The organism is Natrinema salinisoli (assembly GCF_020405205.1).
Taxonomy (GTDB): domain Archaea; phylum Halobacteriota; class Halobacteria; order Halobacteriales; family Natrialbaceae; genus Natrinema; species Natrinema salinisoli.
In genome coordinates this window covers 2427290-2452945 of the sequence record NZ_CP084469.1, presented here as the reverse complement: position 1 = coordinate 2452945, position 25656 = coordinate 2427290, and the positions used below count along the sequence as shown (strand labels likewise).

Genomic DNA, 25656 nt, shown 5'->3' with positions numbered 1-25656 from the left:
TTTCCCGTAGGCGTTCTACCTACTTGACTGTTCGAGCGGAACCGCACCGAAACGATACTGAGTCGGTCGGCCGGGAGGACGGCTCGAGCAACGCGAGAGCCGTCGGACCCTACGGAAGAGCACGCTCTTCCGAGCATCGCGGACGCGTTGCGTCCGCTCAACGGGGGAGGGCAGGCGCTCACCCAGTACGACCGCGAGCGACCGAAGGGAGCGAGCGGGCCGACGACTGACCCGGAAGCCGCGCAACGCGCGGCTGGAGGGGAAGGAGGAGTGCTTTTGATCGAAATTTTGCCGAGGGACATCCCGCTGCGCGGCAGCTATGCTGCCGTCAGCGGGATAGACCGCAGAGCAAAATTTCGGGACCGATCGATGATCTTTTGACCGACCGCCGTCTTCCGTCGGGCATGGCAAGTTTCACTGTCGTTGTCGGCGACCCGGAGTCCGGGTTGGCCCACCAGCTCGAGGCGGAGGAACAGGACGCGAACCGCTTTATCGGCAAGTCGATCGGCGAGGAAGTCGACGGCGGTGCGGTCGGGCTCGACGGCTACACGCTCGAGATCACCGGCGGCTCCGACGAGGCCGGTCGCCCGCTCAACCGAGACGTCGCGGGGGCGAACCTGAAGGAAGTCCTGATGAAAGGCGAGCAGACGGGCTACAAGCCGTCCCGTGACGGCGAGCGCCGCCGAATCACCGTACGAGGCCGCGAAGTGTCCGACGCCGTCGCACAGATCAACGCGTCGATCGTCGAGCGGGGCAGTACCGACGTCGACGAACTGCTCGCCGAAGGCGAAGGCGACGGCGACGACGAGTAAGTCGTCGATCCCCCTTTTCAATTCGTTTCAATGACTGATAGGATTGCGAGCGACCATCCCTCGGTGCAGACGGTCCGCTCGACGTGTACGGAGACGGCGACCGGCGTCAAACTCGAGGTGCCGGCCGAGGATCGCGAGGCGTTCCCGACCGACGAAGTCGTCCGCGTCGTTCTCGACGGCGACGAACTGTTCGCACGAGTCGAACGCGCGCTCACGGGCGATGCGTTGTCGATTCCGGGAATCTACGAAACGCCGGACCTGGCTCGTGACCCGAGCGGCGCGACCGATCGATTGACGGAGTGGACCGCGGAACACGACGTTCCCGCGGGTGGATCGGTATTGATCGACGTCGTCGAACCGGAGTTCCTCTACGGGCTTCGCTCGCCCGGCGAGACGGCCTACTATAACGCCCGCGAACCGCCAAGCGACAGTCTGAGCGACATCGCGGAGACCCTCGAGGATGAATAGCGCCGGCGCGCAATTTCACCGCGTATCATCGACGGTGACCCCGGGAGCGTCGGCGGCTGCGTCGCTGCTGGGATCGGTCTCGAGCACCCGGTGTCGCGATCCGTCGGATACGGCGTCGAAAACGCGGTCGCTGCTCGCATCGATCACGGAAGAAATACACAACTCCTCAGAGGCGCGGCAGGAAGGCGTACAGCAACAGGCCGAAGGCGAGGTGTTGGACCATCGTCCGTTCGACGGTCGCACGAACGTACTCCTCGTCGTCGATGGAGTACTCCTTGGTTCGAACTTTGGCGTGCATCGAGAGAACGTCCTCTTCCTCTAGATTATGCAGGCTCGGGTAGACGGTACCCGGACTGAGCTGGGCGCCGAAGAGGTGGGTCAGATCCGAGAGGAGTTCCTTCCCGTGGGTTTCTTCGTGCAACGCGATGAGCATCAGGAGGATCTCGTCCAAGTTCTCCTTGATGATGGCCTCGTCGAACTGGACCTCGTCGGTCGGGAGTGCGCTGTTTACCTGGTCCATCAGTTCGTCGAGTTCGCGCTCGACGTCTTTCGTTGCATCGTCGGACGATCCGAGCGAGATGTCGTACGATTCCGACTGGTTGTCCGCAGTCGCCGCTTTCGACAGTTCGTCGAGCACGGAATCGGTATTTGTTGTATCCTTACGCATTTCGATCACCGGATGGGGATTCGTGACCGGACCCAGTTCGTGCCCGCCAACGACGTACTGTCGACGGACGTCCGAACGCGGAGTTCGTTCACGACTACTGATTCCCTGACGCTGGGACATATTAAGGGACAGGGAACCGAACAATCTCCTAAATATATAAATCAAACGTCGATGAATAACATAATAACTGACTACTCGTCGACTCGTGTCGTGATTTCGGAGAGCGGCTATATGAAGGCCGCACATGTTCAGAAAAGCACCGATCTGTGGCTATTTCTTTCAGTTATAGGGTCGGTCCCAAAGCCCTTGATAATTGTTGTGGCCTCGCGCCGAATATATGGTCAGTGTGTCGATGGCCCGTCGCGGATGATACTGACCATCTCGTTGGGTTCGTCGGCCTCGTCTTCGTCGTCGTCGATCCGCCGTTCGACCCGGCGTTCGGCCATCCGCGCGATCATCACGTGTTCCTCGAGGTCGTCGCCCCGAATCGTCGCGATGTACTCGAGACTCTGGGCGTGCGCGCTGAAGAGCGTCCCGCTCAGGGACTCGAGGGGGTACTCGAGGGTGGTCGGTTCGTCGTACCGTTTGTTGTGGATCTCTCCCATCGAGAGTCCGCGCAGGTACGAGACCATCTGCTCGCGGACGAGGGAACTGATCCATCCCAGGTCCTCGTAGTAGCGCAGACAGTTCAGCGCGCCCGTCGTGCCGAAGGTTTCGCCGAGAAAGCGCGCCCACTGGATCGTGGCGTCGGTGCGCCCGGCCGATCGTTCGAGCGTCTCGAGGTAGGGCTTTGAGTCTGACATGAGTGGCCGGCGGAGCCGGTCTATTGGTGTTCCAGTCGTCCAGCGGTCAAGAAGATTCGTGTCATTACGAACGGTGAGTCGTCGGAAAGCGGACTCGTCCGGTGGTGATCGACGATCAGCGCGATTCGGGCGGGTCAACTCCCACCGCAGGATGCTACCGGGCCATCAGACGCTGATGACCACGTTGACCACGTACTGTGTAACGACGGCGACCACTGCGCCGAGCCAGGTCAGGAAGACGAAATGAACCAGGGCGCTGATCATGTGACCGCGGTCGGTGAGCCGGATCATGACCGCCGAGAGCCCGGCGTTGATGATGATCGTCAGGATAAGCAGGAACTCGATGGTCCGGATGTTGTACTGTTCGGTATTGAGTATACTGCCGGCGATGTCGCTCTGTTCGCCGAGGTTCATCTCGCTCGTGATGTCCATCATGATCTCGACGACCTCGAGGCCGACGAAAAACGAGAAAACGGCCGAGGCGGTGATCCCGTAGAGGACGCCGATTAGGGTCATCGTCGCCTGTTGACGTTGTTCGCGGACCTTGAGCACCTCGTTTTGGTTCTCGCTGATGACCTGTCCGAGCACCTTCGGATCGCCGCCCATCTGGCGGCCGACGACGTACATGTCGCCGAACTTCTGGATGAGGTAGGAGCCGGTTTCGGCGGCGAACAGCCGCCAGGAGCGGATGTCGTCGATCCGCATGTTGAGTCGCTTGTAGAGCGCGTCGATGTTGGCCGTCAACGCCCCGAAATCTTTCCGCCGCAGGCTCTCGAGGACGCTGCCGGTCGAGGTCTGTTTGACGCTCTCGACCGCCCCGAGCGCGCGAATGAAGCTGGGGAACTCCCCGTCGCGAACCTTGACCTTCTGTTCTTCCTGGCGCATCCGCCAGCCGGGGAGGAGCAGCGGCGTCACGGGAATCGCGGCCATGATCGGCAACGGGGCGCGGTCGGCGATGGGCGGAACGTATCCGAGCATTGCGGCTATCATGACGAGCGCGAGAACGACGCTACAGCCGATACCGATGGCCATCGCTCGCGGGATTCGATTCAACGGGCCGGTCCCTTCGGTCTCCTCGATGTACCAGATGGGGTCGTACGGCGAAATGACGTGGATCGCGTAGATGAACGCCACCTGGACGATCGAGAACATGACGATGGTCCCGCCGATGAGGAGGGTCGGGTTCGTCCCGATCAGGATGGGCAGGACGATCGCGAACACGAGGATGAACGCCACCGACAGCATCATCGACATGTACAGCTCCTTCATCACGTCGAGCTTCGCGAGGTCCGCCTCGTATCGCGTGACGAACTGCTGAATGATCGTGTCCTGTTCGTCCATCAGGAAGTCACTGATCCGCTGGCCGCCGCCGACCGTGTACGCCAGCCGCTCCAGGAAGTCCGTCAGGAGGGGACTCGTCGTCTGTTTGGCCCGGAGCCGGCAGGCGTCGTCGAGGCTCTGGTTCCACGTGTCGACCATCGCGACGAGGTGTCCCATCTCCTCCGCGAGGGCGTCGTACTCGTCTTCCTCCGCGAGGGTGCGGAAGATCTCGACGCGGTTGATGTTCGTCATCGAGAGGACGGTGATGTGGGTCAGGAACAGGTGAAAGCGCTGCCGGATCTGCTTTCGCTTGCGGTCCTGGGCCAGCTTGGGATAGATGATCGCGACGACCATCGCCAACAGTCCCAGCATGACGACCGGGAGTCCGACCATCAGGGAGAGCCCGAGGACGAGGACCGCCACTCCCGAGCCGACGAAGAACGCGAACGCGGGCGCGATAATGAGCAGCAGATACCGCGACGCGGACATGTCCATGTTCGCGTACGCCATGTTGAGCGACTCGAGCAGCGATCGAGCGCTCATATCCGGCGCTGACTGGGAGTCGGTCGACATGGTCTCAGGCGAATTGATCGATCCCGCTGATCCGAATGGGCAGTCCCTCGAGGCCGTCGCGCTGGAAGTCGGCAATCGCCTTGTTGACCTCGTGGTAGCCCAGCACGTCGGCGTCGATGAGTTGTCGGATGATCTCGGCCCGGCGGTCGAGTTCGTCGTAGATCTCGCGGGTGTCCTGATAGCCGAGCAGCGTCGCGATCTGTTCCTCGAGCACGAAGGAGTTGTTCCGCCCCGTGAACGCGACCTCGTCGTCGCGGGGGTCCCACTTGAACGCCTGGCGGGTGACGACGCCGCCCTCGTAGTCGGAGTAGCCCTCGATCTCCTGAACCGAGGTCACCCGTCGGAGGACGTCGTCGCCTTGCTTGACCCGGTTCTGGAACAGGGCGACGTCGCAGTTGTCCATGAACGTCTCGGGGACGTTGATCGGGGCTCCGGTAAAGCGCTGGATCATCGAGACGATGTCGCTGGCGTGGAACGTCAGCATGACCGGGTGGCCGGTCTGAGCCGCCTGGAACGCCATCTGCCCCTCCGCTCCGCGGACCTCACCCACGACGATGTAGTCGGGCCGCGATCGGAGCGCGGCCGCGACCAGGTCGAACATGTCGACGTCGGCCGACTCGTCGCCGGATCCCTCGCGGGTGAGCAGCTGTTGCCAGGTGTTGTGCGGCGGGACGACTTCGGAGGTGTCCTCCGCCGTATAGATCTTCGCGTCCCGCGGGATGAACGACAGCGCCGCGTTCAACGTCGTCGTCTTCCCCGAGGCAGTCTCACCGACGACGAAGACGGTTTGTTCGTTCTCGAGACAGAGCCAGAGGTACGCGGCCAGTTCGGGACTCAGGGTCCCCCACTTCGTAATCTGGAAGACCGACAGCGGGATCTCCTCGCCCTGTCGGATGGTCAGCGACGGTCCCTGGACGGAGACGTCGTCGGAGTAGATGATGTTGATACGCGAACCGTCTGGCAGGGTCGCGTCGATGATCGGGTCGGAGTCGCTGACGGGGTGGTTCATCCGTTCGCCCATGTTCCGGAGCCACTGTTCGAACTCTTCGGGCGTCCCGAAGTCGACGGTCGCCGAGATCATGCCGTACGTGCCGTGATCGAGGTAACACTGTTTCGGCCCGATCACGTGGATGTCCTCGTTCGCCGTGTCGACCATCACTGGTTCCAGCGGGCCCAGCCCGACGATATCGCGCTGGAGCTGGTAGCGCAACCGGGTGAACTGGTCCTGCGAGAGCGAGACCTTGCTTCGCCCGAGCGATTTGAGCCGCCCGATCGACTGGCCAGTGATCCCCGACCCGACTTCGACGACTTCGTCCAGCAGCTCGTCCAAGTGCTCCTCGAACTCCTCGTCGTCGCTCGGCGCCGGCCGGGTGACGCTCTTATCGAGGATTCGCTGTCGGAGCTGATTGTAGAGGGCTTTGTCCTCGTCCTCGAGCGTCGGTTCAACGCAGTAGTAGGTCGTGTCGATCCCCATGTCGCCGTGAACGTGACAGAAGATCGGCGACTCCGCTTCGTAGATGACGTTCGGCCGATCGGACTCCCACTCGCCGCTCGGCTCGTCGATGAGCTTCGGATACTCGCCGTATTCCTCGTAGAACCAGTTGAGATGTTCCCGCAGGTGGGGGTGTTCGTCCGCCAGTCCGTCCAGTTTGCTCTCGAGTCGCGCAGTTCCGAAGTCTGACATCGTTATGCCACCGTCCTGCTGACGATCGAGACGCCACGGCCCTGCTGGACGCTGAAGCCGATGGAGTCGTCGACCGGACTTTTCATGTTCTGGAAGCGCCGGACCAGGATCTTGCGCCTGATTTCCTGGCCGACCGTGTTCGTCTCGATCTGGAAGTAGATGTCGGCCACGTTCCGCAGCGGCCGCAACGCGTCGTCGCGGACGCTCGTCGGATCGACCGTCAGGACGACGGACTTGTCCCGCATCGTCACCTGTCGCAGGAACGTGACGAGCCGCTGGATGACGTGGTCTTCCTCGCCGTCCTTACTGCCCGCTTCGTAGTTCGGATCGTTTCGTAACAGTGCGGAGAGCGTATCGACGAAGACGACGTCGGCCTTCCAGAGCGTTTGGGCGCTCGTGAGCCGGCCCAGCAACTGGCGCTCCTTGCCTTCGTTGTGGGTGTCGACGTTCGCGTGCAGGAACAACAACTGCTCGTCGAGCAGGAGGTCGACGACGTCGTAGGACAGCGAGTTCATTTGCTGGACGAACTCCCAGGACTTCAGTTCCGTCGAGACGTACGTGACGTACGCGTCCTCCGTCGCCAGTCCGTAGGAGAACCGTTGCGAGATCGCACTCTTTCCCGCACCGTCTTGGCCTTCGATAAGCATGATACTCCCCGCTGGAATCCCGCCGCCGATGGCGTTGTTCACGCGATCCCGTCCGGTCAGTCCGATGGAGTGATACTCGGTCATGGGACGTAGAATTCGAACACCTCCTCCGCGCCGTTGGCCGTCACCTGCACCCTGTGCTCCTCGCCCGTCGCGAGCGACCGGTCGATCTCGATCGCGGCGACCCGCCCGTCTCGCCAGGAGCCGCCGCCGTCCCGAACCGTGATCGTGTACTCGTCGCTCGAGACGTACGAGCCGTTGACCAGTATGTCGAGCCCGGTTCCGTCGGTCGCGAGCGTCTTCTGGCCGGTGTTTTTGACGAGGAGCGTGATGTTCCCGGCACCGTCGGAGTTGTACACTGCCTCGCTGCCCGGATCGCTGATGATCTCGATATCGGTCTCGATCTTGTCGGTCATCTCGCCACTCTTCGTATCGACCGAGTTGCTGATCTCGTTGACGTTGGTGACCAGCGTCCCGGCGACGCCGGCGGCGACCAGCATCGCGGCGATGAACAGGATCAGCGTCGAGACTGAGTCGCCGGCCATCGATTACAGCACCTCCGTCGCCGCGATTCCGTGTTCGGTCACGATCTTAACCCTGTTCGGCTGCTCGGTCGAAACCGTCACCGTCAGCGTCTCGCCGGGCTGCCACAGTTCCCGATCGGCGTTTCCGTTCACGCTCGTCTCGTACGAGTCCTGATAGACGCCGTCGAGCAGGAGATCCGTCTCGGGAACCGAGAGTACCGTCGAACCGGTGTTGTTTACTTCCATGATGAAATCTCCGTTCCCGTTCGCGTCGTAGCTCGCGGACGCGATCTCGATCGCCGTGTTTCGCATCTCGAGCGCCCGATCGTCGTGGTTCTCGATCGCAGTCGTCCGCTCCTCGTAGGCCGTCTGAAACACCGGGTAGGCGATCCCCGCCGCGACGAGCACGCCCACGAAGATGATTGCCGTCGCACCACTGGTACTGAATCCCACGTTCGATCACCGTTCTCCGTCGTCGATCCGAGTCACGTCAGCTCCCCGTGTCGGCGTCCGGCTCGATTTCCCGTTTCGTCTCGTGGATCTCCTGCAGCTTCATGATGTACGTGTAGCTGTCGGCGTGATCCTCGGCGGTCAGCTCGTCCGGCGTCGCCCCGGGGTCGACGTGGATGTCGAGATCCGGGCCGCTCAGCATCGCCTCGAGGTGTGCTTTGACCTCCTCGTCGATCCACCCGATCTCGGCGTAGTAGGAGATCGCGCGCAGCGTCGCCGCCGGGCCGGCCGTCCGGACCAGTTCGGTCAGCCACTCCAGGACGATGATGTCCGTCGCGTACGTGTTCGCGAGGCTCTCGAGGGTGACGTCGGACCCACCGTCGTCGTCCGAATCCGCCTCGGTATCCGGCCCGTCGACGCTTTCGGTGGCCTGCACTTCGACGGTGGTGTCGTTGCGCGCTTCCTCACTGGTCTCGTCGTCGTCCTCGTCGAACGCGATCGTTTCACCACCGACGTCGTCGCCGGACGTGTCGGCCTGCGCCGCCGTCGCGTCTTCGATAGCGCCTTTCAGGTCGCCGAACGAAACCGTCTCGTCGCCGCTCGTCGACCCGCCGTCGGCGACCCCGATCCCGGGTTGCTCGTCGGCCGCCGGATCGTCCTCACCGAAGACGCCGAACCCGTTTCGTTCCTCGCCGGCTCCGGTAAACGGATTCACGTCGTCGGTCAACATGTCGTAGACTCCGAGCAGCTGACGAACCGTGTCGTTCATCTCTTCGACCTGATCCGCGACCTGCTGTTGGGAGTCCCGAACTGAGCCCAGTTCCGTGCTCTTGTCCTCGAGTTGCTCCTCGAGTTCGTCGATCCGGTAGTAGAGGTCGTCGAGCTCTTCCTCGTCGGACGCCGACGAGGACCCGCGGCCGAACAGGCCACCGCCGCCGTCGCCCTCGTCCGTCTCGGACTCGGCGGGGTCGCCGTTCTCCGTCTCGTCGGCCGTCGTCTCCGCTCCCGCCTGCGCGTCGGCCGCGTCGCCGCCCTGATCTTCCTGTTGGCGGCGTTGCTGCTCGCGCTGGCGACCTCGGCGGCCGCCGCTATCGCTCAGGAAGTCTTCGAGGAAGCTGCGGAGGGAATCGAGTCCGAGATCCATGTTACGTCGTTGCGTTCGTGGTTCGACGTCTCGCGACGCTCGGCCGGTGCCGGCGGCGATCTTCGTCGGACGATGCAGTCATACTACTCCCCTGTAGTGGGAGTGCTCCTATAGATGTCCGCTCGAGTTCCGCCGCCGAATCGGCCCGCGTTTCGAATCGTGAGTCGAGTCTCGATACGCGGTCTGAGGTGATACGGAGCTTGATAGTCCGACTAGGCGATGTGTCGGCTGGGGTGCATCCCCAGATACTGTGATGCCAAACCACTCGCCTCACGCCGGAGTTCGACGGGACACGACTGTTGGCCCGTCGCCACGCCCATCGAGGGAGCGACGGGCCCAGCCCGTCGAGCCGGCGATCGACGCCCACGCGGGCGTCTCGAGGACCCACGGTGGCGCACAACGTCGCGACGGGTTCGGACGGGCGAGGACGGCACTCAGGGTGTACACATAACATGTTCGAAGCAATTACAGAGAGAGACGAGCGCGGTCAGGTCGGTATCGGTACCCTGATCGTCTTCATCGCGATGGTGCTCGTCGCAGCGATCGCAGCAGGCGTATTGATTAACACGGCCGGGCTCCTCCAGAGTCAGGCCTCGAATACGGGATCCGACACGCGACAGGAGGTCGCGAACCAAATCGACGTTACGCACGCCGTTGGGATCGCAAACAGCGAGGAAACTGGTATTTCCACGCTTGAGCTGACAGTTAAAAAGTCCGCTGGATCCGAAGCGATTGATCTCACATCGGCAACCATCCAATATACCAGTGGTAGCGCTGACCAAACGCTTACCTACGGAGATGGTAGCACTGATCCATCGGCTTCTACTTTTGTTACAGAGTATTCTAGCTCTGACGCAAGTGGTGTTGATGGAGAATCACTGACAAATAGTGACGAACGTGTCAAGATCACCCTCGCTATTGATGATATCGAGGGTTCAATCGATGCTGGTGGTTCGGGTCTCGAAACAGGTGGATCCGCGACTGTGAGTCTCGTCGACCAGTCCGGTGCGCAGTCCGTCTACGGTGTCAGTGTCCCGAACACCTTCGGTGACAAGGATTACGTCCTCGTCTAAATAGGGACACTTTCTTTCCGATTTTTATGAACATAGAACGCCAGTGTGTCATTGTAACCGCGCTTTGCATACTACTCGTTACACTCGCGGCCGGACCACTGGTGCTCGCAATCGACGCGACCGAACCCGCCGACGAATCGGTTGAGCTCTATACGTCCTTCGGCGGAAACGAAGAGAGTATTTCGGTCGATAGACAGCTGTTCGTCTCCCCGAGGCAGGTTCCCGCCGAAAACATCTCACTCGAGAAAACCGACACCAATTCGCATCGACTCGAGGTCCCCGACGCGCTGGTCTACGTCGAAACCGGCTCGGAACCGGTCGTATTGACCTACCGCGTTTCGGTTCCCGAACTGAACTACAACGGGACGACAACGAGCAGCGTCGCCGCGGGAACGGAGCGATCGGTTCCCCTCTCGATCCCCGATGAACAGGTCACAGCTGTCGACAACTCGAGCGTCGAGGCCACGATCACCGTCACCGCCGAATCGGGCGACAACAAATTTCCGGTGACTACGGAGACAGTCGAACTCGAGGTGCCCGAATGAGTACCGCCCATCGCGTCCGCGATGAACTGACGGGGCTCGAGGTCGACCGAACGCTGCTGGTTCGGTTGCTGTTTGGCGACCGGACCGGACTCACGATCTACCTCGGTGCGCTCGCGCTGTTTGCCCTCTACTGGCGCGTCGACATCTTCATCGTCGACACGTTCGCCATCGGGAACGCGCTCGTCGCCGTTTCGGAGGGGCAGCTCCACATCAGTCAGGCCGTCTACGGCCCGACGGATCCGTCGACGCCGGGGATGAACATCGTGGACGGACGCCTCTACGCGCGAAACTACGGCCAGGTCGTCTTCGCGCTGCCGTTCCTCCTGGGGCTCGAGGCGATCGCGCTGGTCGCGGACCCGCGGATCGCGATCGCGGCGCTGTGGAGTTTCCTCGTGCTCGCCTTCTGTATCCAACTCGGTCGATTGTTCGGACGCGGCCGGCTCGCGACGCTGGCCGGTTGCGCGCTCGCGTTCGTCCTCTTTCAGGCGAACCTCGCGACGGCGACCGCCCTTCCGCCGCGATTCTTCCCGCTGGTCGCGCTGCAGGTGAGCACGATGGTCGCGGCCGGGTTCGTTCCGGTCGTCCTCTACCGGCTGTTCGCCCACGCACACGGGCGACGGGTCGCGACGGCCGCCGGGATCACCGGGGTCGTGCTCGTCCCGATCGGCTTCTGGGCGTCGATCCCGAAACGACACGCGTTGACCGCGCTGTTCGCCCTCATCGCACTGTACGGCTTCTACCGAAGTCGCGTCGCCATCGCGGACGGCGACGAGGGAGTCGCGTTCCGGGCGCTCGCCTACGCGACGGTCGGCGCGACGGCTTGGATCCACGCCCCGGAAGCGCTGGCGCTGTTCGCCGTCCTCCTGCCGCTGGATTTGCTGACGGCCCGCTCGAGGGACCCGCGCACGCTCGGGATTATCGGTGGCGTCTTTTTCGTCTCGCTGCTCCCGTTTTTCGTGACGAACACGCTTATTTCCGGGAATCCGGTCAAACCGCCGCGGTTACTGTCAGCGTACACGGGTGGCGACGTTCTGGTCGACAACGTGGGTACCGGCGCGGGCGGTACTGAATCGGCTGGCGGGGAATCAGCCGGCGGTACCGCCTCCGGCGGTGGCGGCTCGAGTAGCGAAACGCCCGAGGGGACGAACAGCGAAACGGCGGAGGGAACGAGCGGTGACTCGACCACCCGCCCGACGGGCATAGGTACCCGCCTCGTCGGCGGGGCGATCGGGTTGGCGTCAGCGGGGATCGACGGGGCACTGGACGCGCTGGACATCTTCGGTGGTGTGCTTTCCACCGGATTCGACGCGCTTGACGCCAGTCGCCTCTCCCACGTCTTCCTTCGGAGCGGACGTATTCCCGGCGTCGACTACAGTCAAACCGGCGGCCAGACCGTCGAGCTGACCATCGCCGAGTCCGCACCCGTCCTCGGCGCGCTCGTCGCGGCCCCCGTCGTCGCCGTCAGACGGATCGGACGAACCCGCTCCGTCCGGCGGCAACTGCGCGACCCGCTCACGCAGACGGACATATTTGCCGTCTGCTACGTCTGCCTCTTCGGTCTCATGTATCTCTCGAGACTCCCGCTCCACTCGACGATCACGGTTCGCTACCTCGCCCCGATCGTTCCCGTCCTTCTCTACGGTGTGTTCCGCCTCGAGCCGATCCGGCGGATCGCGAACCGAGAGTTACGTTCCGTCGCGCTAGCGACGTGCGGGTTCGCGGTCGTCGGCGTCGCCGTCGCGATCGCTACCTTCAGCGCGGTCGACTGGTCCGTCGGGACCGTCGTCCAGACGCATGCAGTCGTCAACCTCACCATCGCCGGCGCGCTCGCCGCGTGGATCGTCGTCGCGACTCGAACCGACAGGTGGGACCGCGTCGGCGCGCTCGCACTCGCGCTGGCCGTCGCCGCGATGACCGTCTTCCTGCTCCTCTCCGGGCTGGAATACTTCGGCACCGGGCGACAGTTCGCGCTCCCTATCGCGGACCTCCTCGAACAGTACATTCCGATCAGAAACTCATGACCGAAGACATCCAAGACACCGACACGGTCCTCGAGCCCGACGACCTCGAGCTCGATGGAGACCACGTTCAGGAACTCGCCGAGAATCAGTACGTAATCAGGGCGGCCAGCGACGATCGGAACGCGGACCAGCTCATCGACGGGGAGACGGCGGGTCCGCTGGCGGAGCCGTCAGCCGATACCGATACGAACGAGGGCGCGCTCGCCGACGCGAGCGAACCCCACGGCGTCGATATTACGCTCAAGACCGATGGCGAAATCGCCCATCACCACGCGACGTCACACGACGTCCGCGAGGTGTTCGTCGACCTCTTGACCTGGTACGCCGGCCAGCTCGACGACGACATGTCCCCCAGCGAGGCACTACAGGTCATGCTCGCTGCGTCCGATCTCGACGTGTAGGTCGACCCCCTGTGGTATCAGAGCGTGCGGACCCGCGAGACCGTCACGGTCCGCACTCGATTCGACTCTCGAGCGAGGAGACGGAAATACCGCCCTTTTTCCATGTCGAGCGAGAATCCGACGCCATGAGCAACTCACGTGAAGCGTTTCTGGCGGGCGAGCGTCTCGATGATGTCGCGCTCTTTCTGGCCGACTCGTACGTGTCGGACGACCGGCTCGAGCAGTTCGGCGATCGGGTCGACGACGGAACGCTGATCGTCGTCGACGGCGAGCGGGGTCGAGGCGCCTTCCAGGCGGCGACGGGAACCGGTGCGATGGAGTTCGCAAAGTCCGCGATGAGCACGGAAGGGGAGATCGACGGCGATCTGACGGGTGGCCACTGTCCGGACGCGTCGGACGACGAGGATCACACGATTCAGTTCGTCTTCGCGTTCGCCGAAGCACAGAACGAGGAGGTCGGCGGTATCTACGCCGAGGGCGCTGTCGTCCACGCCTACGCCCAGTGTACGTGCGGGACGGCGTTCTCGGATCGGTGGAACGTGAGCGAGTGAGGGCGGCGGTACGACGATCGGTTCGCTATCGTTCAGGGCCACGGTACCGTCAGTCGCGAGTAAGCCACAATCTTTTGCAGCCCAGCGGTCTAGAGTGAGCCAATGAGTTCGACCGAAACCCCGTACGAGACCGGCCGCGGGTTCGGTCTCTCGAGTCGCGAAGCGCAGGTGATCGGCGGCGCGAGCGCCCTGATGGCCATCAACGTCCTGTTGATGTACGTCCTCGTGGTGACGCCGCTCGCGTCGGTCAACGACTACCTGTTCTCGTTCCCTATTATCGGCGCGATCGCCTACGGCGCGGCGATCATGGCCGGCCAACTGGTCGCCGAGCGAGGCGTCGAGGGCGGCGACATGGGCATCGCGTTCGTCGGCATGGTGATCCTGCAGTTAGCCTTCGGTATCTTCGGCGCGGGGGTGCTCCGATTCGCGCCTCGAGAATCCCAGCTGACGATCCTCGTCGTGACGGCGGTCGTCGTCGCCCTGGTCACCGCCCTGATCTCGGCGTACGTCTACGCCCGGTCGAAGACGTTCGAGCACTGGGGTTCCTACGCCAACTACGCGTTCATCGGCGGTCTCGTCGCGATTTTGATCGGCACCTTCGTCGCACCGGTGTTACTCCTCGGCTTCGTGCTGATCTTCCTCGGGTTCCTGCTCCGACTGGGCTGGGAAATCTGGAAGGTGCGCGACCGGCGCAGCGAGTCCGTCACGCTGCAAACGATCGGCGTCTACATCGCCGTCGCCGGGGTGTTCGTCCACGTGCTCCAGCTCGTGATGCGGTACTTCGCGTCGCGGGGGTGATCGGACTCGAGCGAGAGCTGACAGGCTCACCGCGAGTCAAAGGAAGACGACGGCGAGCGACGCCGTGAGGCAACTGATGACGAACCATCCGGCGAAATTCCACCAGGGGACATCGCGATATCGGGGGCCAGAGAGGTCGTCCGTGTACGTCCAGTGACCATCGGCGACGCCCCGGTGGTCAGTAAGTACGTCGTAAGTAGTAGCGAGTGCGCCAGCGGCGACGACTGCGGTCCAGCCGTCGGTAACGAGGAGCGCACCGCGAAACGCGACGTAGATCGTCCCGGTCCACCCGAACAGCACGTAGAGCGGGACACCGGCGACTTTCGGGCCGATATGGTGTTCCAGCCAGCCGAGGGTGATGACGATCGCCTCGCCGACGAACGCGATGACTGCACCGCCGCCAAAGAACGCGAGCGTCGCCGATAGCGGCCACGTGACTGTGGCATGGACGAGTGCGAGGACGCCGACCGCAGCGGCCAGGCCAGCGAAGCGGCGTTCCTGAGACATACGGAACTGTCTCCCTCACGGAACAAAAAGAACTCTGAGTATCTATCGCGGAGTCGACGAAAAGGCGGAGCAAGTCGGGGGGATTCGACTTCCGTCTCGAGCCGGTCAGTTGTCGCTCGGCTCCGCGTCGTCGTCGGTTTCCTCGGCCGCTTCGGCGACGACGTCCCGGAACGCGTCGAGGATGACGCGTTTCGTCACGGCACCGCGCGTCGTCCAGTGGTTCGCGTAGTCGAGCATGTCGTCGTAGATGTCGGGCTTACAGCCCGCGGCCTTCGGGTGACCGCCGCCGTTGACCTTCCCCGCGACCTCGTGGCATCGTTCGAACTCGTCGGTGCCCCGAATCGAGGCCGAGCCGGCGGGTTTGACGATCACCGACGCGTCGGCACCCTGCTCGCGCATCGCTTCTGCGACCTCGTTCTGCGAACACCGGCCGTAGGTGATCCCGACCGTGTAGCCGCCGATCTCGCGAAGCTCCGCCCTGCCGACCGCCTGGTCGATGAGCGCCTCCTTCTCGACGCGGCGCTCGGCGATGTAGTCCGTGACCCACTCGGGCAGGTCGACGCCGTACTCCCGGACGACCTCGACGTACTCCGCGGGATCCGTCCAGTAGGCGTAATCCGCCAGATCGTCGCTGCGCGGATCCTCGCGGAGCCAGAGGTCGTGGTCCCGGGTGACAGCGGCCAGTTCCTCGTACATCGGGCCGAAGTCGTACTCGAGCGAGCGGAAGACGACGTCCGCGCTGCACTCCTCGTCCGAATCGCCGATCACGAGCTCGGCGCCGGCGTCGCGAACCGCTTGCGCGACGTCGTCGTCCCACTGGTGGTGGTCGTACCACGAAACGCGGCCGGCGGTTTCGAGCGCGGCGTCAAGTTCGTCGTCGACGTACTCGTAGCGGTCCGGCGCGAGGTCGCAGACGAAGATATCGATCCCCTCGTCGCCGTACTCGGCGACGCGAGCCAGCGCGTCCTCCACGTCGTGGGGACTCGCGGGGACGAGCGCGACGTTGTGCGGCGTCGGCTCGGGCTCCTCGAGCGGTTCGTCGTCTCCCGCCGCGATAACGACGTTCTCCTCGTCCGCGTCGTCGGTCGCGTCGGCTACCGGGTCCGGCTGGCTCTCGGCGTCCTCCGCCTCGGCCTTCGCATCCTCCGGTTCCGGGACGTTCTGTACGTCGCCGTAGGCCTCTCGAATCAGAGCGACGCAGGCGAGTCCGTCGGCGTCAGGATCCGCGATGACCGCGACCTCGGCCCCCTCGAGTGCGGCTTCGGTCTGTTGTTCCTCCAAGTCCTCCTCGAGCGTGTCGGGCAGGAAGAAGCCGGTTCCCGGCAGGACGGATTTGCGGGCGAGCGACAGATCGTCGCTCCGAATGAGTTCGTCGTACATGATACGTGCTGCGTGGCCGTGGGGGAAGTAATCGCCGGTATCGAGAGCGGAGACGGCGAACCGATTACGGACGACGTCGTCCACGGTGGCGGCGCGGAGACCGCAGCGTCAGACGTCGGTAGCCAGCGGTTCGTCGTCCCCGTCGGTATCGTCGTCCGCCGGTGCGAGTTGCCGCACCGTCAGGACGGGAACCGGCGACGTTCGGACGATTCGCTCGGCGACGCTGCCGAGCAGGAGCCGATTCTCGCCGTGGCGACCGCGAGTCCCCGTCGCGACCAGATCGGCGTCGATCTCGCGGGCGTACTCGCAGATCTCGGCGGCGGGGCGACCCTCGCGGGTGGCGGTCGTCACGTCCCCGTCAGCCCGCTCCTCGACGGTAGTGACTGCGGCCTCGGCGGTCGTCTCGAGGGCGGTGCGGAGTTCCTCCCGGAGTTGCTGGGGTGAGGCGTCGACCTCGCTGGCGTCGATTACCGAGAGTGCGTGGACCTCGGCGTCGAACCGGTTGGCGAGATCGAACGCGACATCGACGGCCCGTTTCACGCTGTCGGAGCCGTCGGTGGCGACCACGACCGTATCGAACATGAGGAACCGTTTCGGGCCGGAGAGCAAAAACCGGTCGGTCGATGGCCGGTCGATCGATCGCCAAAACGGGCCGATACCGGGTTCGGTTCCAGGAGTCCCGTCGGCGCTCGAGCACTCGGATCGCTTCGCGAACGACTGTCGCACGCGGCCGTCGACGGTCCGACCGGTCGGGACAGCCTTTTTACGGCCGCCCGCAAAATCTCCGAGTATGGACGACAGCGAGCCGTTTACCGTCGACACCGTTCTCGCACCGGTCGACGGGAGCGACGAGTCAGCCACCGCCGTCGAGTACGCCGTCGCCGTCGCCGACCGCTACGACGCCACCGTGCACGCGCTATTCGTGCTCGGACGGGGCGTCGTACGGGGGCTAGACGCCGGGACGGTCGACGACATCGACGTCGCGGAGCACACCCAGGGGTTCTTCGACGATATCGGAACGATCGCCGATGAGGCCGACGTTCCGCTCGCCACCTCCGTTGACGACGGCTTCTCGCAGACGCGGAAGACGCGCCACCCCGGCAACGTCGTCCTCGATACCGCCGACGACATCGACGCCGACTTCATCGTCCTTCCACGGGAGCCCGTCACCGAAACCGAAGCCGAGGTGCTCGAGAAGGCCGCCGAGTACGTCCTCTCGTACGCGAGCCAGCCCGTCCTGTCGGTGTGATCGCGGTCCGTCTCGCGGGGTGCTCGAGACGATGTCGGCGTCGGCCGGTCCGCCGGGACCGCACGCCGAGCCGATATCTACCCTATCCGCTCTCGGCGGTACCGTCACGACTGTTCTTTGTCCTGAAGGTTGAGCCCTGCAACGAGTCGAGCGGTGATGATCTGTTCGACGATCGCGATCAGTTGCGTGTCGTCACCGATAGCATCGGCGAAGATCCCGAGTTGAATCTCACCGCCCGCCATCTCCCGGTGCCCGCCGGCGCTCCCCACGTCCGCGAACGCCTCGTTGAGGACGTCCCCGATGTGAACTCGCGTATCCGTCGAGCGTGCGCTCAGGTGGATACTCTCGTCGACGATGCCGTACACGATCGCCGTCTCGACGCCCTCGAGCGTGGCGAGATAGTCCGCCGCTTGCGGAAGGGCATCGCGCTCGCTCGTCCGGCCGACGTGCGTGATGAGGACCGATCCTCGCACCGTTCGGTTCCCGATGGCCTGCGCGATGGCGTCGACGGTCGCGCCGGTCACGGAGGGTGTCGATAGCTGTCGCAGCAGATTCAGGTCCGCAGCATCGTGGAGCGACCCCGCCGCAGCGTACTCCTCGTGTGTCGCCCCCCGGAGAAACCCGAGCGTTTCGCGACGGATCGCGAACAGGAGCGCGGTCGCCAGCGTAGCGTCGAGTTCGATATCGAGCTCTCTGACGTACTGGGTGAGGATCGTCGCCGTGGCACCGATCGTCTCCCGGTGATCGACGAACCGTGCGTCGATGGCCTCCGCCGGGTGGTGGTCGATGACGATATCGATCGGGGTTCCCTCGGGGACCCGATTGTTCGCGCCGGGGATCGCGTGGTCGACGAACGCGAGCAACGAGTCCTCGGACCGGTTTCGAACCCGTTCCGGATCGAATTCGGTGAGGTCGATATCGAGGAGATTGATGAACGCCCGGTTCTGTTGGTGGGAAATATCCCCGCTGTAGAGGATGCGTCGATCGTCGATCCCGACGGCCGCGGCGATTCGCCCGAGCGCGAGCGCGCTCGCGAGACAGTCCGGATCCGGGTTGTTGTGGCACACGATCGTGAGTTCCTCGGCCGGCGTCAGGACGTCCCGAAGCGACTGCGCGTTACTCATGACTCATAGTATCGTCTGGTACCCCCTCCCGTACAAGCCTACTGGACGCGGTCCGCGTCTCGCTGTGCTGCTACCGAAGTCGACCTCCCCTGAGCCGATCCCGAGTGCTACACTATCGCGAAACCGTACCGCCCGGAACCGGGATCAGGACTCGTGGCTGCGCTCGCCGTCCGTCGCGTCCTCGAGCAGGATCGCCATCTCCTGTTCGAAGCTCTCGGTCCCGGTCGACTCGAATCCGACGCGCTCGTAGAGGGCGATCGCCGGGTTGTTCCACCGTTCGACGGTCAGCCACACGTGGTCGATGCCGATGTCGCTCGCGTGACCCAGCAGGTTCTCGAGCAGCGTCGTCCCGATGCCGGCTCGCTGGTAGGCCTGCAGGACGAAAATCGCCAGCTCCCACTCGATGTCCGATCTGTGCTCGATCGCGGAGAGGTCGTCGGTGTCGGGGACCAACATCGCGTGGGCGATGACGTCGTCACCGTCGCGGGCGACGACGTTGACGCTGTCGTCGCCGATCGTCTCGAGCCAGGTGCGGATGCGCTCCTCGCCGGTCGGCGGGATCCCCTGTGCGCGATCCGTCGGATCGAACTCGGTGTACATCTCGACGACCGCGTCGAGCGTCTCACCGGTGAACGTCTCGGGTGCTCGGATCTCGATCGATCGCCCTTCCTTGTCCTCGACCGTCGTCGGCGGCGAGGGGAACGGACCGGACGGTTCGTCGGGATACAGACGCGTGCCGACCATCGTTATCGCACCAGCTTGACGGTGGTCGGCGCGTTCAACAGGACGAACTCCGTGATCGGGCCGAGCTGAATCTTCCCCATCGGGCTCAGGGTACCGCCGCCGATGACCAGCTGGTCGAACTCGCCTCGCTCCGCGTAATTGACCAGCGCGCTTCCGGGATCCCCCTCGAGCGTTTCGACCTCGACGTCGCTCATGTCGGCCTCCTCGAGCGAGTCGAGGGCCTGCTGGTACATCTCGTCCTGCGAGCGTTTCGATTCGGGTTTATCGACGACGACGATCGTCAGGTCGTCACCGACCTCGCGGGTCCGCTCGATGGTCCGTCGGAGCGTCTTCACCGACTCGTCGCTGCCGCCGAGACCCAGCAACACGTTCATACGAGTGCTTGTGAGCCGACACACGAAAACGGTTGTGCCGGTTTCCGGGTTCGAAACGCGGTCGCGGTCCGGTTGTGGATGGCCCACCAACCGCATACGTTGCGCGGGACGACGCTGTTAAGAACGTGTAGTCAGTAGGTTCACGGAATGACTGATGCGGCGCTCGATGTCGTGGAATTCCTGCTCACGACGAGCGTGTATTCGGACGACCGGACGCTAGACGAGAACGATCTCCCGCCGGCGTTCCGCCGGGTCTACTGGACCGGCGGCGTCGACGACGAAAGCGGGAGCGATGACGAGAGCGGGGGAAGCGGCGGAAGCACTCGCAAACCCGCCGGAATCAGTCGTCCCCTGTCGGTCACGACGAGCACCGCACGGGATGCGACCGGCGTCGATCGCCCCTGGGACGCCGTCTCCGACCTGATGTTCACCGAACGCGACGAGTTCTCCGGAACGATCACCCTCGCCCAGCAGGACATGGCCGAGGAGTGGTTCGCCGAGCGCGTCGACGACGACCGCCTGCTCAAGAACCCGACGCTGGCGAAACACTTCGCGAATCACGACGACTACGGGTTCGACGTCACCCACGAAGAGGCTCGCGAGCGGAACCGACCGATTCAGGCCGATCGGGTCTGGATCGACGGCCTCCTCAACGAATACTTCGACGAGGAGGACGACGAGGAGATGCTCGACCTCGTGGACGTCCGCGCCCCCGAAGAGGTCGACATGTCCCTCGACGACCTCGTCCTCACCGAGGACCAGCAGAACGAACTCAACAAGATCTCGAAGGCGATCGAACACCGGGACTACCTCGCCGACATCGGCCTGCGCGAGATCGGGAAACTGCTCTTCGTCGGGCCGCCCGGAACCGGGAAGACGTCCACGGCGCAGGCGCTGGCACAGGACATGGACCTCCCCTTCGTCGAGGTCAAGCTCTCGATGATCACGAGCCAGTACCTGGGCGAAACGGCGAAGAACGTCGACAAGACCTTCGAGGTCGCAAAGCGACTGTCGCCCTGTATCCTCTTCATCGACGAGTTCGACTTCGTCGCCAAGACGCGCCGGAGCGACGAACACGCCGCGCTCAAGCGCGCCGTCAACACCCTCCTCAAGAGCATCGACAACATCTCGCTCATCGACGACGACGTCCTGCTCATCGGGGCGACCAACCACCCCGACCAGCTCGACGACGCGGCCTGGCGGCGCTTCGACGAGATCATCAACTTCCCCAAACCCGACCACGGCATGCGGGCGGACATCCTCGGTCTCATCACGCGGACGATGGAGATCGACGAATTCGACCCACAGCTCATCGCCGACGTCACCGAGGGGCTGACCGGCAGCGACCTCCGGATGGTGCTCCGGGAGGCGGTGCTCGAGGCCCTGACCGAGGACCGGACGACGCTGACCCAGGAGGACCTCCTCAACGCCGTCGAGGAGTTCGAGGAGCGCGATACGCTGAAGAACATGGACATGATGGAGGGCGACCACGACGCACTCGTCGCGGGCGGCGACCTCGACAAGGCCAGCGACGGTGGGCACTCGCACGACCACGATCACGACCACGACCATTGAACCGCTCGACGGGGAATCCCCCCTCGTCCGGACGACAGCACCCTTTTCCACCCGCCGCTCCTTGCAGAACGCATGCCAGACGACCGGAACGTGTACGGCACCGAACTCGAGCCCTGCAGCACCGACCCGACCACGGGGTACACCCGGGACGGCTGCTGTCGGCGGGTCGAGGCCGATCGGGGCCGACACGAACTCTGTGCCGTCGTGACCGAGGAATTTCTGCGATTCAGTCGAGCGCAAGGGAACGACCTCACCACACCCAGGCCGGAGTTCGAGTTTCCGGGTCTCGAGCCCGGCGACCGGTGGTGTCTCTGTCTCGCGCGGTGGGTGGAGGCCGAAGAGGCCGGGTGTGCGCCGCCGGTTGTCCTCGAGGCGACCCACGAGGCGGTCCTTCGGGACGTCGACCCGGATCTGCTTCGGGAACACGAGTACGACGCCAGTGACGACGGTAACCCCCGGCAGGTGTAGGGATCGATCCGTCCCGCGGGGAATACCCTTTATGCGACGGCTGCCAATCACCCCCTATGAGCGATGGCGCGCCACAGGGGGACGCCGCGGACGCGTTTGCCAGCCGGGCACGGACCGAACACGGCGAGTCGATCCGCGACCTCGTCGTCTTCGGCGATGCCGTCCGGGGCGACGACCGCGGCGTCCACACGTCCGTCGAGGTATTGCTGGTCCTCGAGGATAGCGCGGAGCGAAGCTCCGCGAACAGTCGAGCGGCGGAGCCGCGAGACGAGGACGACGAGGAGACCGAACGGCAACTCGAGGTGCTGGCCGAGACGGTCGGGCTCGAGCACGGCGTCGTCTTTTCGGTTCACGTCTTGCCGGCCGATCGGTTCGACGCGCAATCGGATCACCCGTTCATTCGGCGGGCGCTCGAGGAAGGGCGGTCATATGTGTAGGCGGCGACGATTGGACGCCCTCGAAGCGCTGTCGGTTCGCTCCGCGACCGGGAGCAGGAGGGGCGCGTGACATGCGAGTAACCCTGCTCGGAACCGGGGACACGACCGGGACGCCGACGGTGGGGTGTGACTGCGATACGTGTGCGGCCGCGCGCGAGCGCGGCGTCGAGCGCACGCGGTTCTCGGTCCACGTCGAGAACGAGCGGACCGACGAGTCGCTGTTGATCGACTTCAGCCCCGACTTTCGCTACCAGTTCCTGCGCGACGAGGTTGCCCTCCCCGACGCCGCCGTCATCACTCATATCCACTTCGACCACCTCGACGGCCTGGGCAACGTCTTTCGCGTGGTCGACGACCTCGAGGTCTACGCGGCCGACGAAACCGACCCCGAGACCGGCAAGAGCGTCGCCCAGACGGTTCGGGACGACTACCACTACCTCGACCCCGTCACCGTCGTTCCGACGACGCCGCTCGAGACGGTCCGGATCTGTGGGCTCGACGTGACACTGGTGCCGGTCGAGCACCCGCCGCTGGTCTGTTACGGCCTCGCTATTGAGGATCCCAAAACGGGTGCGAAGCTCTCGATCACGGGCGATACGAGCTACGATATCCCCGAGGAATCTCGCGCGGTGCTGGCCGACGCGGACCTCCTGCTCGCCGACGGGATCGTCCCCGCGAGCCTCTGTGAGTATCATCCGCTCGGGGGTCGTCACGAGGATCACGACGGCGTCCCCCGGACGTTCGGCACGAAACACATGACTCGAGAAGGGGCGCTCGCGCTGGCCGAGGAATTGAATGCGGCCCAGACGCGGCTGGTCCATCTCGCGCACTTCTACCCCGCCGACGAGGCGTTCGAGGAGCCGCTGGCGATCGACGGCGAGCAGTACGTATTGTAACAGTTCGGAAAAATCAAATTGCGGAATTCGGTCAGCCGAACTGATCGAGTCCGGACTGCTGGCGGCGCTTTCCGGTCGGGTCGACGTCCCACGCGGTCCGGCGGTCGCGCTCCGCTTCGAGATCGATCTCCGAACTCGAGTCCGACCGGTATCCCGGACACGACGGACCACATTCCGACCCGGCGTCGACGACGCGACCCGCCCACTCGCAGTAGGGAAGCGTCGCGCCGCTCGCGTCGTCCGGGTGACAGGCCGCACAGTCGGGAAACCCGTACGTCCGCCAGCCCTTGCCGTAGGCCCGTTCGGCGATCCGGCGGCGCGCTCGCGCCTTCGCCTCGGCAGACACGGTGGCGATCTCCGTGTGGCCGGGATGGGACTCGAGGGGTTCGATCCCCCGTTCGTCGACTGACAGCGGCGTCGGCTCGCGGATCACTTCGATCTCGAGGGACCCGCCCGCGTCCGACTCGTCGCGGTGAACGCGCCAGACGCCGACCGCCTCGGGGATCCGGTTCAGGTGCGCGCGCGTGACGTAACTCTCGGTCGCGAGCACGGCCTCGTCGACCAGCGCGAGGCTGACGTCGGTCCGGAGCTGGGCCTCGAGATCCCCCGGCCGCCCGAGATCGGGCTTGTTCTCGATCGCGACGAGCCGGTCGTACCAGTCGGGATAGCGGGCGACCTGTCGGACGTACTCGCGACTCGCGGTCGTGCTGGCGCTGTGATCGCGTTCGAAGAAGCCGATCTCGAGCGCCCGCTCCGTGGCGTTGCGGGCGCGCTCGGGATGACAGTCGAAGGCGTCCTTCCAGTAGCGGGCCTGCCCGGTGCCGACGGCCGATTCGATGGCGGCGTCGGGAATCGCTTCGCTCGTGATGGCGACGCGGTCGTCGAATTCGGGTCCGGGCTCGACGCAGAGCACGTCCAGAACCCGCCCGCCGGGATCGGCGACGCTGCCGCCGAGCTGGCGGGCGACGAGTCCGTCGCGTCGCCGCTCGAGGCGGGCACACAACTCGAGTTCGAACGCGAACTCCGACACGGTCACAGGGTAGGAGGGAATCGAAATAAGTCGTCGGGTTCGGCGGGCTCGTTCGTCCGTCGCCGTCCCGCACACTGCGTCGGTCGAGACAAGGGATAGCTCGCAACCTTTATCAGTCGCACAGCGGAATCACTACGCAAGATTACTCATCGTCTTATGGTAGGAAATCGACAACCGGAGGTGAACATCGGGCTCGTCGGTCACGTCGACCACGGCAAGACGACGCTGGTGCAAGCGCTCAGCGGCTCGTGGACGGACCAGCACAGCGAGGAGATGAAACGCGGGATCTCGATCAGGCTCGGCTACGCCGACGCGACGTTCCGCCACTGCGAGGGACTCGACGAACCCGAGTGTTACACCGTCGAGGAGGAGTGTGCGGACGGCACGCCGAGCGAGCCGCTCCGGACCGTCTCGTTCGTCGACGCCCCGGGGCACGAGACCCTGATGGCGACGATGCTTTCGGGCGCATCGCTGATGGACGGGGCCGTGTTGGTGGTCAGCGCCAACGAACCCGTCCCCCAGCCCCAGACCGAAGAGCACCTGATGGCGCTTGACATCATCGGCATCGACAACATCGTCATCGCGCAGAACAAGGTCGACCTCGTCGACGCCGAGACCGCCCGAAACAACTACGACCAGATCAAGGAGTTCGTCGAGGGAACGGTCGCGGAAGACGCGCCGATCGTCCCCGTCTCCGCGGGTCAGGAAGTCAATCTCGACTTGCTCATCCAGGCCATCGAGGAGGAGATCCCCACGCCGGATCGGGATCCCGACGCCGATCCCCGGATGCACGTCGCCCGCAGTTTCGACATCAACAAACCCGGGACGACCGCGAAGGACCTCGCCGGCGGCGTCCTCGGGGGCAGTCTCGTTCGGGGCGAGCTCGAGGTCGGCGACGACATCGAGATCCGGCCCGGCCGCGAGGTCGAGGAAGGCGGGAAGAGCGAGTACGTCCCCATCGAGACGAGCATTCGCTCGCTGCAGGCCGGCGGCGAAACGGTCGACACCGTCACGCCGGGCGGCCTGCTCGGCGTCGGGACCGGACTCGACCCCTCGCTGACGAAAGGCGACGCGCTGGCCGGCCGGATGGCCGGCCCGCCGGGCACGCTCCCGCCGACGTGGAACGAGTTCACCATGGACGTCGACCTGCTCGAGCGGGTCGTCGGCGCGGAGAGCGGCGAGACGGTCGACGAGATCAGCACCGGCGAACCGCTGATGATGACCGTCGGGACGGCGACGACCGTCGGCTCCGTCACCAGCGCCCGAAGCGGCGAGTGCGAGGTCAAACTCAAACGACCCGTCGCCGCCGATCCAGGGACGAAAATCGCGATCAACCGCCGCATCGGCGCTCGCTGGCGGCTGATCGGTCTGGGAACGCTCACGGACTAAGG

General features: G+C 64.4%; 29 protein-coding genes. 14 read left to right on the top strand and 15 right to left on the bottom strand.

The features are described 5' to 3' along the window. Window positions 1–404: 404 nt before the first annotated feature. Both LDB05_RS12205 and LDB05_RS12200 read left to right on the top strand, forming a co-directional pair. A complete protein-coding gene (locus LDB05_RS12205; RefSeq protein WP_226004264.1) occupies window positions 405–812 on the top strand; it encodes a 30S ribosomal protein S6e in 408 nt (135 codons plus the stop codon). A 30-nt stretch (window positions 813–842) separates the two neighbouring features. Then, window positions 843–1280 carry a DUF7112 family protein gene (locus tag LDB05_RS12200; protein WP_226004263.1) on the top strand — a complete coding sequence of 146 codons (438 nt, stop codon included), beginning with the start codon at window positions 843–845 and terminating at the stop codon, window positions 1278–1280. 166 nt (window positions 1281–1446) lie between these two features. Here the strand turns inward: LDB05_RS12200 and LDB05_RS12195 are convergent, their stop codons facing one another. The 8 genes from LDB05_RS12195 to LDB05_RS12160 form a co-directional block, all read right to left on the bottom strand. Next, window positions 1447–1947 (bottom strand): helix-turn-helix transcriptional regulator, encoded by a 501-nt coding sequence (locus LDB05_RS12195; RefSeq protein WP_226004262.1) that lies wholly within the window; start codon window positions 1945–1947, stop codon window positions 1447–1449. 341 nt (window positions 1948–2288) lie between these two features. Continuing rightward, the gene (locus LDB05_RS12190) at window positions 2289–2750 is read right to left on the bottom strand and encodes a FlaD/FlaE family flagellar protein (protein ID WP_226004261.1); all 462 of its coding nucleotides are present in this window, start codon (window positions 2748–2750) and stop codon (window positions 2289–2291) included. Between the two features lie 165 nt (window positions 2751–2915). Continuing rightward, window positions 2916–4643 carry an archaellar assembly protein FlaJ gene (gene flaJ / locus LDB05_RS12185; protein WP_226004260.1) on the bottom strand — a complete coding sequence of 576 codons (1728 nt, stop codon included), beginning with the start codon at window positions 4641–4643 and terminating at the stop codon, window positions 2916–2918. Window positions 4644–4647: 4 nt separating this feature from the next. Next, complete coding sequence (locus tag LDB05_RS12180; protein ID WP_226004259.1) at window positions 4648–6327, bottom strand: type II/IV secretion system ATPase subunit; 1680 nt, start codon at window positions 6325–6327, stop codon at window positions 4648–4650. A gap of 2 nt (window positions 6328–6329) precedes the next feature. After that, a complete protein-coding gene (arlH, locus tag LDB05_RS12175) occupies window positions 6330–7058 on the bottom strand; it encodes an archaellum protein ArlH (RefSeq protein WP_226004258.1) in 729 nt (242 codons plus the stop codon). Beyond that, entirely contained in the window at window positions 7055–7519 is a 465-nt protein-coding gene (arlG, locus tag LDB05_RS12170) for an archaellum stator protein ArlG (protein ID WP_226004257.1), read from the bottom strand. Before arlG ends, arlH begins: the two co-directional genes overlap by 4 nt. 3 nt (window positions 7520–7522) lie before the next feature. Further along, on the bottom strand, window positions 7523–7951 hold the full coding sequence (gene arlF, locus LDB05_RS12165; RefSeq protein ID WP_226004256.1) for an archaellum stator protein ArlF: 429 nt from the start codon (window positions 7949–7951) through the stop codon (window positions 7523–7525). A gap of 37 nt (window positions 7952–7988) precedes the next feature. After that, window positions 7989–9092 (bottom strand): FlaD/FlaE family flagellar protein, encoded by a 1104-nt coding sequence (locus LDB05_RS12160; RefSeq protein ID WP_226004255.1) that lies wholly within the window; start codon window positions 9090–9092, stop codon window positions 7989–7991. A 452-nt stretch (window positions 9093–9544) separates the two neighbouring features. Between LDB05_RS12160 and LDB05_RS12155 the strand changes: the two genes are divergently transcribed. The 6 genes from LDB05_RS12155 to LDB05_RS12130 all read left to right on the top strand — a co-directional run bounded on the left by LDB05_RS12155 (window position 9545) and on the right by LDB05_RS12130 (window position 14481). Beyond that, window positions 9545–10165: an archaellin/type IV pilin N-terminal domain-containing protein gene (locus tag LDB05_RS12155; RefSeq protein WP_226004254.1), complete on the top strand. Its 621-nt coding sequence runs from the start codon at window positions 9545–9547 to the stop codon at window positions 10163–10165. A 101-nt stretch (window positions 10166–10266) separates the two neighbouring features. Next, window positions 10267–10710, top strand: coding sequence for a hypothetical protein (locus tag LDB05_RS12150; RefSeq protein ID WP_226004253.1), 444 nt, complete (start codon window positions 10267–10269; stop codon window positions 10708–10710). Further along, a complete protein-coding gene (locus LDB05_RS12145) occupies window positions 10707–12731 on the top strand; it encodes a hypothetical protein (RefSeq protein WP_226004252.1) in 2025 nt (674 codons plus the stop codon). Before LDB05_RS12150 ends, LDB05_RS12145 begins: the two co-directional genes overlap by 4 nt. Further along, window positions 12728–13132 carry a DUF7500 family protein gene (locus LDB05_RS12140; protein WP_226004251.1) on the top strand — a complete coding sequence of 135 codons (405 nt, stop codon included), beginning with the start codon at window positions 12728–12730 and terminating at the stop codon, window positions 13130–13132. Before LDB05_RS12145 ends, LDB05_RS12140 begins: the two co-directional genes overlap by 4 nt. A gap of 125 nt (window positions 13133–13257) precedes the next feature. Next, the gene (locus LDB05_RS12135) at window positions 13258–13683 is read left to right on the top strand and encodes a DUF5807 family protein (RefSeq protein WP_226004250.1); all 426 of its coding nucleotides are present in this window, start codon (window positions 13258–13260) and stop codon (window positions 13681–13683) included. 102 nt (window positions 13684–13785) lie between these two features. Further along, a complete protein-coding gene (locus LDB05_RS12130) occupies window positions 13786–14481 on the top strand; it encodes a hypothetical protein (protein WP_226004249.1) in 696 nt (231 codons plus the stop codon). A 36-nt stretch (window positions 14482–14517) separates the two neighbouring features. On the opposite strand, the gene LDB05_RS12125 is transcribed toward LDB05_RS12130, so the two are convergent. The 3 genes from LDB05_RS12125 to LDB05_RS12115 all read right to left on the bottom strand — a co-directional run bounded on the left by LDB05_RS12125 (window position 14518) and on the right by LDB05_RS12115 (window position 16950). Beyond that, window positions 14518–14988, bottom strand: coding sequence for a carotenoid biosynthesis protein (locus LDB05_RS12125; protein WP_226004248.1), 471 nt, complete (start codon window positions 14986–14988; stop codon window positions 14518–14520). A 105-nt stretch (window positions 14989–15093) separates the two neighbouring features. Further along, window positions 15094–16368, bottom strand: coding sequence for a DHH family phosphoesterase (locus LDB05_RS12120; RefSeq protein WP_226007906.1), 1275 nt, complete (start codon window positions 16366–16368; stop codon window positions 15094–15096). Window positions 16369–16476: 108 nt separating this feature from the next. Next, the gene (locus LDB05_RS12115) at window positions 16477–16950 is read right to left on the bottom strand and encodes a universal stress protein (protein ID WP_226004247.1); all 474 of its coding nucleotides are present in this window, start codon (window positions 16948–16950) and stop codon (window positions 16477–16479) included. 208 nt (window positions 16951–17158) lie between these two features. On the opposite strand from LDB05_RS12115, the gene LDB05_RS12110 reads away from it, so the two are divergent. After that, on the top strand, window positions 17159–17617 hold the full coding sequence (locus LDB05_RS12110; RefSeq protein WP_226004246.1) for a universal stress protein: 459 nt from the start codon (window positions 17159–17161) through the stop codon (window positions 17615–17617). 104 nt (window positions 17618–17721) lie between these two features. Here LDB05_RS12110 and LDB05_RS12105 read toward each other — a convergent pair whose 3' ends face one another. The 3 genes from LDB05_RS12105 to LDB05_RS12095 form a co-directional block, all read right to left on the bottom strand. Next, the gene (locus LDB05_RS12105; RefSeq protein ID WP_226004245.1) at window positions 17722–18741 is read right to left on the bottom strand and encodes a DHH family phosphoesterase; all 1020 of its coding nucleotides are present in this window, start codon (window positions 18739–18741) and stop codon (window positions 17722–17724) included. 144 nt (window positions 18742–18885) lie between these two features. Next, window positions 18886–19485: a GNAT family N-acetyltransferase gene (locus LDB05_RS12100; protein ID WP_226004244.1), complete on the bottom strand. Its 600-nt coding sequence runs from the start codon at window positions 19483–19485 to the stop codon at window positions 18886–18888. Window positions 19486–19487: 2 nt separating this feature from the next. Next, window positions 19488–19859, bottom strand: coding sequence for a universal stress protein (locus tag LDB05_RS12095; RefSeq protein WP_226004243.1), 372 nt, complete (start codon window positions 19857–19859; stop codon window positions 19488–19490). Window positions 19860–20006: 147 nt separating this feature from the next. Here LDB05_RS12095 and LDB05_RS12090 point away from each other — a divergent pair, with 147 nt between their 5' ends. From LDB05_RS12090 to LDB05_RS12075, 4 genes are all read left to right on the top strand, one after another. Continuing rightward, a complete protein-coding gene (locus LDB05_RS12090; RefSeq protein ID WP_226004242.1) occupies window positions 20007–21434 on the top strand; it encodes an ATP-binding protein in 1428 nt (475 codons plus the stop codon). 72 nt (window positions 21435–21506) lie between these two features. Then, window positions 21507–21902, top strand: coding sequence for a DUF2237 family protein (locus tag LDB05_RS12085; RefSeq protein ID WP_226004241.1), 396 nt, complete (start codon window positions 21507–21509; stop codon window positions 21900–21902). Window positions 21903–21958: 56 nt separating this feature from the next. After that, the gene (locus LDB05_RS12080) at window positions 21959–22339 is read left to right on the top strand and encodes a hypothetical protein (RefSeq protein ID WP_226004240.1); all 381 of its coding nucleotides are present in this window, start codon (window positions 21959–21961) and stop codon (window positions 22337–22339) included. 71 nt (window positions 22340–22410) lie between these two features. Beyond that, window positions 22411–23235 (top strand): MBL fold metallo-hydrolase, encoded by an 825-nt coding sequence (locus LDB05_RS12075; RefSeq protein ID WP_226004239.1) that lies wholly within the window; start codon window positions 22411–22413, stop codon window positions 23233–23235. 31 nt (window positions 23236–23266) lie between these two features. Here the strand turns inward: LDB05_RS12075 and LDB05_RS12070 are convergent, their stop codons facing one another. Further along, the gene (locus tag LDB05_RS12070; protein WP_226004238.1) at window positions 23267–24265 is read right to left on the bottom strand and encodes a DUF5787 family protein; all 999 of its coding nucleotides are present in this window, start codon (window positions 24263–24265) and stop codon (window positions 23267–23269) included. A 156-nt stretch (window positions 24266–24421) separates the two neighbouring features. Here LDB05_RS12070 and LDB05_RS12065 point away from each other — a divergent pair, with 156 nt between their 5' ends. Beyond that, window positions 24422–25654: a translation initiation factor IF-2 subunit gamma gene (locus LDB05_RS12065; protein WP_226004237.1), complete on the top strand. Its 1233-nt coding sequence runs from the start codon at window positions 24422–24424 to the stop codon at window positions 25652–25654. Window positions 25655–25656: the final 2 nt, after the last annotated feature.

Bases quoted from the DNA above. Each gene is read 5' to 3' on its own strand.
- LDB05_RS12115 (WP_226004247.1), bottom strand. From the start codon at position 16,950: ATGTTCGATACGGTCGTGGTCGCCACCGACGGCTCCGACAGCGTGAAA.
- LDB05_RS12135 (WP_226004250.1), top strand. From the start codon at position 13,258: ATGAGCAACTCACGTGAAGCGTTTCTGGCGGGCGAGCGTCTCGATGAT.
- LDB05_RS12110 (WP_226004246.1), top strand. From the start codon at position 17,159: ATGGACGACAGCGAGCCGTTTACCGTCGACACCGTTCTCGCACCGGTC.
- LDB05_RS12205 (WP_226004264.1), top strand. From the start codon at position 405: ATGGCAAGTTTCACTGTCGTTGTCGGCGACCCGGAGTCCGGGTTGGCC.
- LDB05_RS12120 (WP_226007906.1), bottom strand. From the start codon at position 16,368: ATGTACGACGAACTCATTCGGAGCGACGATCTGTCGCTCGCCCGCAAA.
- LDB05_RS12090 (WP_226004242.1), top strand. From the start codon at position 20,007: ATGACTGATGCGGCGCTCGATGTCGTGGAATTCCTGCTCACGACGAGC.
- LDB05_RS12190 (WP_226004261.1), bottom strand. From the start codon at position 2,750: ATGTCAGACTCAAAGCCCTACCTCGAGACGCTCGAACGATCGGCCGGG.
- LDB05_RS12075 (WP_226004239.1), top strand. From the start codon at position 22,411: ATGCGAGTAACCCTGCTCGGAACCGGGGACACGACCGGGACGCCGACG.
- LDB05_RS12100 (WP_226004244.1), bottom strand. From the start codon at position 19,485: ATGGTCGGCACGCGTCTGTATCCCGACGAACCGTCCGGTCCGTTCCCC.
- flaJ (WP_226004260.1), bottom strand. From the start codon at position 4,643: ATGTCGACCGACTCCCAGTCAGCGCCGGATATGAGCGCTCGATCGCTG.
- LDB05_RS12195 (WP_226004262.1), bottom strand. From the start codon at position 1,947: ATGCGTAAGGATACAACAAATACCGATTCCGTGCTCGACGAACTGTCG.
- LDB05_RS12065 (WP_226004237.1), top strand. From the start codon at position 24,422: ATGGTAGGAAATCGACAACCGGAGGTGAACATCGGGCTCGTCGGTCAC.
- LDB05_RS12095 (WP_226004243.1), bottom strand. From the start codon at position 19,859: ATGAACGTGTTGCTGGGTCTCGGCGGCAGCGACGAGTCGGTGAAGACG.
- LDB05_RS12105 (WP_226004245.1), bottom strand. From the start codon at position 18,741: ATGAGTAACGCGCAGTCGCTTCGGGACGTCCTGACGCCGGCCGAGGAA.
- LDB05_RS12160 (WP_226004255.1), bottom strand. From the start codon at position 9,092: ATGGATCTCGGACTCGATTCCCTCCGCAGCTTCCTCGAAGACTTCCTG.
- LDB05_RS12155 (WP_226004254.1), top strand. From the start codon at position 9,545: ATGTTCGAAGCAATTACAGAGAGAGACGAGCGCGGTCAGGTCGGTATC.
- LDB05_RS12085 (WP_226004241.1), top strand. From the start codon at position 21,507: ATGCCAGACGACCGGAACGTGTACGGCACCGAACTCGAGCCCTGCAGC.
- arlH (WP_226004258.1), bottom strand. From the start codon at position 7,058: ATGACCGAGTATCACTCCATCGGACTGACCGGACGGGATCGCGTGAAC.
- LDB05_RS12125 (WP_226004248.1), bottom strand. From the start codon at position 14,988: ATGTCTCAGGAACGCCGCTTCGCTGGCCTGGCCGCTGCGGTCGGCGTC.
- arlG (WP_226004257.1), bottom strand. From the start codon at position 7,519: ATGGCCGGCGACTCAGTCTCGACGCTGATCCTGTTCATCGCCGCGATG.
- LDB05_RS12140 (WP_226004251.1), top strand. From the start codon at position 12,728: ATGACCGAAGACATCCAAGACACCGACACGGTCCTCGAGCCCGACGAC.
- LDB05_RS12200 (WP_226004263.1), top strand. From the start codon at position 843: ATGACTGATAGGATTGCGAGCGACCATCCCTCGGTGCAGACGGTCCGC.
- LDB05_RS12130 (WP_226004249.1), top strand. From the start codon at position 13,786: ATGAGTTCGACCGAAACCCCGTACGAGACCGGCCGCGGGTTCGGTCTC.
- LDB05_RS12080 (WP_226004240.1), top strand. From the start codon at position 21,959: ATGAGCGATGGCGCGCCACAGGGGGACGCCGCGGACGCGTTTGCCAGC.
- LDB05_RS12145 (WP_226004252.1), top strand. From the start codon at position 10,707: ATGAGTACCGCCCATCGCGTCCGCGATGAACTGACGGGGCTCGAGGTC.
- LDB05_RS12180 (WP_226004259.1), bottom strand. From the start codon at position 6,327: ATGTCAGACTTCGGAACTGCGCGACTCGAGAGCAAACTGGACGGACTG.